The 5,263-nt window shown below is 53.6% G+C and carries 1 protein-coding gene; it reads right to left on the reverse strand.

All coding sequences use genetic code 11. The features are described 5' to 3' along the window. Nucleotides 1-5,263 (reverse strand): non-ribosomal peptide synthetase (locus tag D328_RS29755; RefSeq protein WP_018887723.1); only part of this gene is annotated, 5,263 nt, incomplete at both ends.

Genomic DNA, 5,263 nt, shown 5'->3' on the forward strand with positions numbered 1-5,263 from the left:
GCAAAATGGCCCGACTGTGCAGACTGCACCTCCCACCGCTCGACAAGATGCTGCTGCGTCAGCACCAGCTGCGCACCCGAGTCCTCCAGCATGAAGCGGATGCGATCGGCCGGATAGTCTGGATCAATCGGCACATATGCGCCGCCAGCCTTCAGAATCGCATAGATGCCCACCATCATCTCCAGCGAGCGCTGCACGACCACACCTACGGGCTGATCTGCTACAACACCTTCCGCACGCAAGGTACGTGCCAGACGATTCGCACGTTCATTCAGCTCCGCATAGGTCAACGATTGCTCCCCACAGATGACAGCCACCTGTTCCGGTGCACGTAGTACCTGCTGCTCGAACAGACTGCTAAGTGTCTCCTCCTGCGGATATGGTGCTGCGGTATCACCCCACACCTCGATGAGATGTGCTTGCTCTGCCGGGGTTACCAAGGCAAGTTCATCCACACGGATATGCGGATTCGCAATAATCTGCTCCAGCACTTGCAATAGATGCCCTTGCATACGCTCAACTGCAGCGCGATCATATACATTCGCGTTATATCGGAACATGATGCGGAAGAGCTCATCCGGCATGACAACCAGATCCAGATCATAATTCGTCTGCTCGACCACCTCAACATTGCTGATTGCAAAGGCTGATGAGCGTGCTTCACCCATCTGATCTACTTGCTGCTCCATCTGCTGCTCTACCGGATAATTTTCAAAGACCATAATATGATTAATCAGTTGCTGCTTCTGCTCGGTTAGCGCCTGGATTTCATACAACGGGAAACTATCATAGACCCCTGAGGCCAGTGCCTGCTCCTGTGTACTCCGCATAATCTCAGTGAATGTAGCATTACGAGCATTGTGAATGCGTACCGGAATCGTATTAATGAACAAGCCGATCATATTCTCCACGCCAGGCAGATCCGTCGGACGTCCTGATACTACGCTACCGAATACAACATCCTCATTGTTGTTATATTTCTGCAAAATCACGCCCCACACGCTCTGCATCAACGTATTAATCGTTACCTGCTGTTGCTTCGCGATTCGATACAAGGCATCGCTCCATGTGCGATCAAGATCAACCGTTATCTGTTCAGACCTATATTTGGATACATACTCAGACACATACTCGGAAGCATGGGCATTCTGCTCATCAATAGCCAGCTCGGCATGCATCCTTGTGCTTGCTGATTCTTCCGTCAGCGCTGAAGCTGAATCTGCCAATGTCATGGGATGATCCTGGGCAAGGCTGCTTGATATTTCTTGTCCCTCAAGGACGGACGTACTGCCAGGCAACAACGTCTGCTGCTCAAAGCCAGCCAGATAGCCGTTCCAATAGTCCCTTGCCGCATGCTCGTCCTGACTCTCCAGCCATTCAATATACTCGCTAAAAGGTGTAATCGCAGGCAGCTGTGGCTGCTTATGCTCCAGCAGCGCAAAATATGTGCCGAACACCTCGCTTGTCACAAGTGACAAACACCAGCCATCCATCACAATATGATGGAAGCTCCAGACCAGATGGTATGCCTCTTCAGCCGTATGAAGCACATGCACTCGCATGAGCGAGTCATTGGCAAGATTGAAGCCTCGGTCCTGGTTCTGCTGCTTGAACGCCCGAATATACGCCTGCTGCTGTGCAGGGTCCATTGCCCGTAGATCCTCATAAGTGAGATCGCTCGACTTGTGACGGAATACCATCTGTAATGGCTCCTGCTGCTGTTCCAATTCGAACATACGGAAGTTCGTGCGCAGCGCCTCATGACGCCTAGTCAACAGATCCAGACTCTTACGGAAAATGGCTACATCAAAATGACCCTGCTGATCAAACGACGCCTGCTGGAAGTAAGCACCGGATTCAGGCTCCATGAGGCTGTGGAACAGCATTCCTTTTTGCATTGGTGACAGAGCATACACATTCTCCAGCTCACCGATACCAGCCGTCTCCAGCATCAATTGCTCCAATTGCTTCAGGCTGAGACCTTTATATAGAACATCACTAGGCGTTAGCTCACTCCGCTCTTTAGCCGCGCAATGCGAGATAACCTCTTGCAGGCTTTCCTTCAATAGCTGTGCGAAATGCTCAACGCTATGCTGCTCGAAGGCATTGCTGTCATAGCGTATTTCCAGTGTCAGTACACCTGCTGTGATCATACCGTTCACATTCAACGGCTGCTCCAGCAACGTATGTTCACTCATCGGCTCACCGCCGGAGTGAGATGACAGAACAATTGCGCCATGATCCAGGTCCTGATCGAATTGACCCAGATAGTTGAAGCTGATTTCAGGCTGCAGATGGAGTGCAGAATTGGCTGCTTCGGCAGACAAGTATTTTAAAAGACCATAACCAATTCCCTTCTGCGGCACCTGGCGCAGGTTCTCCTTGACCTGCTTGATCCGCTGACCTGCTTCCGCTTGTCCATCCACCTCTAGCAGCACTGGATATTGGCTCGTGAACCAGCCCACAGTACGTGTGATATCAAGCTCTGGTACGATTGCTTCCCGTCCATGGCCTTCCAGATTGACCAGAACTCTCTGCTGACCACTCCAGCGGTGCAATGCAGTGCCAAGTGCCGTTAACAGGAGGTCATTCACCTCTGTGTTGTAAGCTCTATGCGCATCCTGCAGTAATTGGCGCGTATCCTGCTCGCTCCACGCTACCGTCACCGTCTTGCTGTCACACAGCGGATATCCCGCTTCTACAGCACGCTCCTCGTTACTACGCACTGATCCAGAAGCTTGCTCGGCAAGGTGCTGCCAGTAATTGCTCTCATGCGCCATTGCTTCGCTACTCGCATATTGCGACAAGCGCTCTGCCCATACCGCGAATGAATCCGTTTTGGCCGGCAGACGAACGACTTCTCCGCGGACGGCTTGCTCATACCCTTCAGCAATATCCTCTAGTACAATTCGCCACGAAATACCGTCTACGACCAGATGATGGATAGCAACCAGCAAATGATCACCGTCCGCACAACGGAACAGTCCGAGTCTCATCAGTGGTCCATTTTCTATATCCATGGAGCCTTGGATAGCATTAGCTCTGTCTTCAATCACTCTAGCCACCATGGCTTGCTCAGACATGTCGGTGAGGTCCACAATATCCAGACTGTATAGCTCGCCTTCCTTCAAACCACGATTGTATGCCACATAGCCATGCTCCTCGGCATGACGGAACACGATTCGCAATGCATCATGGTGCTCCACAACCTTCGCCACTGCCTGCTGTAATGCAGCTACTTGGAAGCCTTCTGCTCTGTGCAGCATGACCGATTGGTTGAAGTAATGCGGCTCTGCCGAATCCTGTGCAAAGAACCAATGCTGGATCGGTGTCAGCGAAAGAGTACCCGTTACCGTGCGTTGATCCGCTGTGCGAGTAGCCTGATGAACATGCCCACTCAACAATGAGATGGTTGGGTACTGGAACAGATCCTTCATCTCCAGCTTATAGCCAGCTTGCAGCAAGCGTGAAGCTAGCTGAATCGCCTTGATCGAGTCGCCGCCCAGATCAAAGAAATTATCCAATATACCAATCCGCTTAGATCCCAGCACGGTCTGCCATATAGATACCAACGTCTGCTCCAGGGAAGTGCGTGGCTCTGCATATTCAGCACCGCTGTGCAGACTGCCATCTGGAGCCGGAAGCGCTTTGCGGTCAATCTTGCCATTCGGTGTCAGTGGCATCTGCTCCAGCTGGATCAGGTGCGATGGCACCATGTAGCTCGGCAGTTCAGCGGCTAATTGAGCGCGCAGCTCACTTGCACCAACTTCTTGTTCAGCTACATAGTAGGCCACCAGTTGGTTTTGCCCCTGCTCATCCGCTTGCGCGAGTACAATGACCTCCTGCACAGCTTCCACCTTCAGCAGCTGAGCCTCCACCTCGCCCAGTTCAATCCGGTAGCCGCGAATCTTCACCTGATGGTCGATCCGGCCCAAGTATTCGATGTTGCCGTCCGGCATCCAGCGCGCCAGATCTCCGGTACGGTACATCCGCTCATAATGGCTCGTGGCATGGCTCGCTGCCTGTCTAGCTGCTCGACCTTCTGTCACGTCATGCCCTTCAGCTTCAGAGCCAAGTCCAGCATCAGCCAGTCGCGCTTCACCTACAACTCCCTCAGCTTCCTCAGACTCCCTCACTTCTCCAGTCACGAACGGATTCGACACGAACTTCTCCGCCGTCAGCTCCGCACGATCCAGATAGCCACGGGCCAGACCCGGACCGGATACGCACAGCTCCCCCGCTACGCCGACAGGTGCCAGATGACCATGAGCATCCACGATGTAGACCCGGTGATTCGGCATCGGACGTCCAATCGAGATGATCTCCCCTGCCCGGCTATCCTCAGATACCGGCCAGATGGATGTTGCGACCGAATTCTCCGTTGGACCATAGCCGTTGTAATACGACACCTGATCCTTCCACTTGTACACCAGCTCCGTTGAGGTCGCTGATCCGGCTGTGAACAGAATCCGCAGGCTTGGCATCCGCTCCGGCTCCAGATACACCGCATACGTCGGCGGTAAGGCCGCCACGCTAATCCGATGCTCCGCCATATACTGCTCGAACCGCTCATAGTTCAGGATCGTCTCACTGGTCGGTACATACAGTGTCGCTCCGCAGAACAGCGCCTGGAATATTTCCCAGCATGCCGCATCGAACGAATAGCTCGCGAACAGCAACCCATGATCCGCAGGACTGATCTGCAGCGTCTGATCGAAGTAGGTCTTCAGGTTGCAGAGGCCATGATGCTCCAGCATGACGCCCTTCGGCTGGCCCGTCGTGCCTGAGGTATAGATGACATACGCCAGATCGTTCGGTCCAGACCATGGCTCCAGATTCGAGCCATCTCCATGGTAGACGGCATCCGTCCCATCCAGGACGAGCATACGTCCATCAAATGCTACTTTATCTGCCAGATGACGCTGAGTCAGCAGCAGCTGTGCTCCTGAGTCCTCCAGCATGTAGCGAATTCGCTCCTCTGGATACGTCGGGTCAATCGGCACATACGCACCGCCGGCCTTCAGGATCGCGAAGATGCCTACGATCATGTCCACCGAGCGCTCGGTCATGAGACCGACCAACTGATCCTTCGTGACTCCTTCATGACGCAGCGTTCGCGCCAGACGGTTCGCTCGCTCATTCAGCTCGCGGTACGTCAGCTGCTCTCCTTCGCAGAACAGAGCTGGTTGCTCTGGAGTCTGCTCTGCCTGCGCCTCGAACAAGCCGTGAATCGTCTGCTCACTCGGGTAAGCCACAGTCGTAT

It is taken from the genome of Paenibacillus massiliensis 2301065 = DSM 16942 (genome assembly GCF_000377505.1).
GTDB classification, from domain to species: domain Bacteria; phylum Bacillota; class Bacilli; order Paenibacillales; family Paenibacillaceae; genus Paenibacillus; species Paenibacillus massiliensis.